This window comes from Streptomyces sp. NPDC002845 (genome assembly GCF_053591955.1).
This window is the reverse complement of record NZ_JBSFUU010000187.1, coordinates 1-3,938: the sequence shown is the minus strand read 5'-3', so window position 1 is coordinate 3,938 and position 3,938 is coordinate 1. Positions and strand designations below refer to the sequence as shown.

General features: G+C 67.0%; 5 protein-coding genes and 2 pseudogenes. 6 read left to right on the top strand and 1 reads right to left on the bottom strand.

The window, feature by feature from the left end; translation table 11 throughout:
• The first annotated feature begins 323 nt into the window (after positions 1-323).
• The 3 genes and pseudogenes from ACWD3C_RS48045 to ACWD3C_RS48035 form a co-directional block, all read left to right on the top strand.
• On the top strand, positions 324-491 hold the full coding sequence (locus ACWD3C_RS48045) for a hypothetical protein (protein WP_384926298.1): 168 nt from the start codon (positions 324-326) through the stop codon (positions 489-491).
• The gene (locus tag ACWD3C_RS48040; protein WP_052845190.1) at positions 488-829 is read left to right on the top strand and encodes a hypothetical protein; all 342 of its coding nucleotides are present in this window, start codon (positions 488-490) and stop codon (positions 827-829) included. Before ACWD3C_RS48045 ends, ACWD3C_RS48040 begins: the two co-directional genes overlap by 4 nt.
• 128 nt (positions 830-957) lie before the next feature.
• A pseudogene (locus ACWD3C_RS48035) lies at positions 958-1,400 on the top strand (transposase); the annotation flags it as partial.
• A 356-nt stretch (positions 1,401-1,756) separates the two neighbouring features.
• Here the strand turns inward: ACWD3C_RS48035 and ACWD3C_RS48030 are convergent.
• Complete coding sequence (locus ACWD3C_RS48030) at positions 1,757-2,893, bottom strand: hypothetical protein (protein ID WP_451155077.1); 1,137 nt, start codon at positions 2,891-2,893, stop codon at positions 1,757-1,759.
• Positions 2,894-3,169: 276 nt separating this feature from the next.
• Here ACWD3C_RS48030 and ACWD3C_RS48025 point away from each other — a divergent pair.
• From ACWD3C_RS48025 to ACWD3C_RS48015, 3 genes and pseudogenes are all read left to right on the top strand, one after another.
• Positions 3,170-3,290 (top strand): annotated as a pseudogene (locus ACWD3C_RS48025) (IS5/IS1182 family transposase); the annotation flags it as partial.
• 87 nt (positions 3,291-3,377) lie between these two features.
• The gene (locus ACWD3C_RS48020; RefSeq protein WP_030944093.1) at positions 3,378-3,695 is read left to right on the top strand and encodes a hypothetical protein; all 318 of its coding nucleotides are present in this window, start codon (positions 3,378-3,380) and stop codon (positions 3,693-3,695) included.
• A complete protein-coding gene (locus tag ACWD3C_RS48015; RefSeq protein WP_451155075.1) occupies positions 3,692-3,850 on the top strand; it encodes a hypothetical protein in 159 nt (52 codons plus the stop codon). Before ACWD3C_RS48020 ends, ACWD3C_RS48015 begins: the two co-directional genes overlap by 4 nt.
• Positions 3,851-3,938: the final 88 nt, after the last annotated feature.

The window sequence follows — 3,938 nt, the reverse complement described above, 5'->3', positions numbered from 1 at the left end:
CACCTGACTCCCATGGAGCCAGACTGATCACTCGATCACGGAAGGGGTCACTTTTCATCGACCGATAGGGGGTCACGGTTCACGGAACGGCGACATTCGAGGACGAGGCTGCTGTACATCGGGTGTGGGGAGCAGATGGCTGCGCCTGCCTGGCATGCAGGCCGAGATGGGAGCATTCCCGCGGGTGCGGGGATGCTCCCGCGCAGAAGGCCCGCCCGACTGCCAGGCTCGGCTGCTCCTCGCGCCAACGGCGTTCAGGATGAGTCTGGGGCTGTGCGTTCTCTACAGCGTGGTCATGGTCCTGAGGCGGAGGGGTTGAGGTAATGGCGAGATATACGGTGGCTCTGCACGGTCACGCGGCGCTGCGCGTCGAGGCGGAAGCGGAGTCCGTGCAGGAGGCCAACCGCCTGGCGGTCGCGAAGGCGCCGAAGGTGAAGTATGTGCAGAGCTGGACGCCGGTGACGACGAGCAGGCTGGAGGGGCCGAAGTGAGCGAGATCAGGCGCGACGAGTGGGTTGGGATGACCAAGTCGGCCAGGAGGTACGAGCCGTTCTGGGAGAGCGTCCGGGAGGCGGAGGCGCAGGGTCGTCCGGTGATGCACGTCGTTAAGGTCGGCAAGTTCATCATGCAGGCGTCCACGGACATCGAGCTGGCCAAGCTGTTCGCGGAACACCAGGTTTTCGACCAGGATGAGGTCGGCGAGTTCGACTGGGTGCCGGACGAGTTCGAGGTGCTGCATCTTCGGTTCAAGAACACGCGGACCGGGGAGTGGGAGTCCACCATCCAGTCCATCTCGACGGTGCCGGCGCTGCCGGAGGCGCCGAAGTGAGTGAGCCGCAGGTCGATTGCGTGCGCTGGAGAGCGGCCTGCTGCGGCGGGCTCTTAGGGGTCCTTGCAGAATGATCTTCATGTGGCACGGTGGAGAGGTATGTGATCCCGTGCTGCTTGGGGGTGACCGTGGCACGGCGGAAGCCGTGGGAGGTCAGTGACGAGCTGTGGGCGGTGATCGAGCCGTTGCTGCCGAAGCATGAACGACGGTTCCGGCACCCGGGGCGCAAGCGGATCGATGACCGCAAGACGCTGCAGGGAAGAACTCCAACGCGTGCTGCTGGACCGGCTGCGGGCGGTGGACCGCCTGGACTTCTCCTGCGTCCCCGTTGACGCCTTGCACGTGCAGGCCAAGCGGGGGCGAAGCAGCCCCAAAAGTCGGTCCGAGCCTGGTTGACCGTGGACGGCTGGGCTCGGAGCACCACGTGCTGACCGACGCGCACGGCACCCCGCTGCGGGTGTAGTTGACGGCCGGGCACCGAAACGACATCACGCAGCTCCTGCCGCTGGTCGACGGCCTGCCGCCGGTGCGGGGCAAGCGGGGCCGGCCCCGGCGCAAGCCCCGCACCTTGTGCGGCCGAGACGAGCAAGGGGGATCTCGACCTCGCTGGTGAGCGGTGACGTCGGTCGGGGATCCTCTGGGAAATCGGCACCACTCTCGGCGCCCTCGGTGCAACCGGGGAGGCTCTATCGTCGCCCCGGACAGGCCACACCACCATCGTCGACATTCGCATCGACCTGGTGGAGTTACCACGTTGGGCTGCCCGGCGAAACTCGTGTCGCCGGACCGACGGGGACAAGCCGATCTACACAGCGCGTGGACCGGGACAGCGCCTGACAGGCCCTCGGCGGCGTCCACACCGCGGCGGTGAATCTGCAGCGGCCGTAGGGTGCCCGGCGGCCGTCCATGCCTCAGCCCTCGAGGACATCACCCTGGGGGGAGGATTCCCGGCATGTAGCCCCTGGCAGGGGACAGATCCCGCCAGTCGAGGTCCCCCTCCTCCACAGACGCCACTCGCCAGTCGTCCTCCTCGTTCATGCTACGGAACGCCTCGTGCAGGAAGTCGGGGAGCACCTCGCTGTCCCGACGGCCCGGGCGGCGCCGGTCCTCAGGAACCGTCCAGTCTGCCGCGAAAAGAGTGCCGTCGATGTAGAGCGTGCGCTCCTGGCGAGGCCGGTGGCGGGCGAGCAAGCCCAGGATGTCGTCGCGAAGGCCCGCGACTTCGTTGCGTCGAGCCGCCCGTTCCACACGCTGCAGCACCGGCGCCAAGACCCCGAGCGTCACGCCGAGCGCCGCGAAGCCAGCCACGACGTAGTCGCCCAGAGTGAGCGGTTCCTGATGGGCGAAGGCGTCCAGGAACGGCGTGTAGTAGGCCAGCACATGTAGGTCCGGGTCGACGGGAAGGTCTACGGCGCGAGGGTCGGCTGTGTCCGGGTCGATCGCCGTCAGACGCATGGGGCTATGGGGGGAGGAGAAGTGCACCGCGCTCGCGTATGCGATCTTCGGCACTTCGCCCTTGATGGTCTTGACTGTCCTCTTCTGTTCCTCCATGGCTTCGCGCAGCTCCTTCGTCAGCGGGCCTGAGCGGCCCTTGGCTTCCGCGACGACATAACCGCCGACGGTCCGCTCTCCGAAGAAGTCCGCCCGGCTCCGGCCGGGGGCGAAGGTGAGATTGTAGGCGGAGGCGTAGCGGGCGACGTGCATGAAGAACCGGACGGATAGCTGCCTCTCGGCGAAGATCTGGCACATGGCCTGCCCCAGGGTGTAGGACAGCATGCCCTTCTCGGAGGGGTCGAGTTCGCGGGCGAGGTCGGTACGTGTGATGCGACGGACCGGATCATCGCTCCAGCTGAGATAGGCGGGCAGGACCGCCACCCTGTGGCACCACTCGTACGCCGATGACCTCCCGTGCTTGGTTTGGTCGTACGGGGCCCTGCCTGTGATGAACAACGCGCGCGCCAAGTCTTGCGGCAGGACTGGCAGATCCTGCTCGACGGGGACGCAGGTACTGGCCGGGAAGAGCGTGGCATCGGTGCGCACGTGCGCGGGGCCATTGAAGAACATCGTCGCCGCTTTCCGGGTTCAGGGCCGTCATACACAGACCGTGAGGATCGTCGTACCGGCATCTCTATCACCCCGGTCCGCAGTCCGCCCCGGCATCAGCGGAGACGGAAACGATCCCCCGGGAACCCTGGCTCGCCGCATGGCTCCGGCCACGCCAGGCGCCTGTGTCCGCGTGCCGGCCTGATAGCGACGGGCGCGTCGGACCGCGCCGGCCATCAGTCACCGAAGCGACCCACGACAGCCGTATGTTGCTGGAAAGTGAGCGTCGGCGTGGGCCACCACATCATCCGGATCTGTGAGCGACAAGGCGTCCCTGTCCTCGCCGACCGCGCCTATACCGGCGCCGGCCCCCCACGTCGCCGCCGGCCTCAAACGACCACCCGGGGGCGAACTCACCCGACGTTGCGCTACCGCGGTCCTCCAGCGAAGACGGCGGTGTCCGAGTCCCGATCCGGGAACCGGAGGCCAGTTGTAGGCTCCCGCCATGCCGATCTTTGAATACCGGGGCGAAGCCGCGAACTTGAAGGTGCTAGCACGGGAAATAGAGGCGGATCAGCACCTCGCCGGAAAGTGCTCTCTCGCCCTCACGCCCCTGCAGCAGAACAGGCGCGACTCCTTACGCCACGCCCACTGGGCGGAGATCTCCATCTCCGTCGCCGCCGGACTGGCCACGAACACCCTGTATGACGCCTTGAAGGCATTGGTCGAGCGGGCGCGTGACCGGGGGCCCGTGGAGGAGGCGCCTCCTCGACCGGAAGACGACGACCAGGGTGCGGACGGCTCGGAAGGGGTGAACCGGTGACCGTCCACTCTCCACGTCTACGGAACTCGAGCGGCGCCGAGTTGAATCTGCGCAGCCAGATCCTCTTCCAGGATCAGACCCGCACGCGCACCAGCGATCTTGTGACGGCGGTCGGCTCCTGGCACAAGACCTACGTCCACGAGAGCAGCCACTGACGTTTTCTCAGCGAAATGATCTGCGCGAAGCGGTGTGAAACAGACCATGCGTGGGTGGGTCGGGCGAACTGGGCCCGGCTGCGAACAG

Coding starts and splice junctions, on each gene's coding strand:
- ACWD3C_RS48045 (WP_384926298.1), top strand. CDS start 324: ATGGCGAGATATACGGTGGCTCTGCACGGTCACGCGGCGCTGCGCGTC.
- ACWD3C_RS48030 (WP_451155077.1), bottom strand. CDS start 2,893: ATGTTCTTCAATGGCCCCGCGCACGTGCGCACCGATGCCACGCTCTTC.
- ACWD3C_RS48020 (WP_030944093.1), top strand. CDS start 3,378: ATGCCGATCTTTGAATACCGGGGCGAAGCCGCGAACTTGAAGGTGCTA.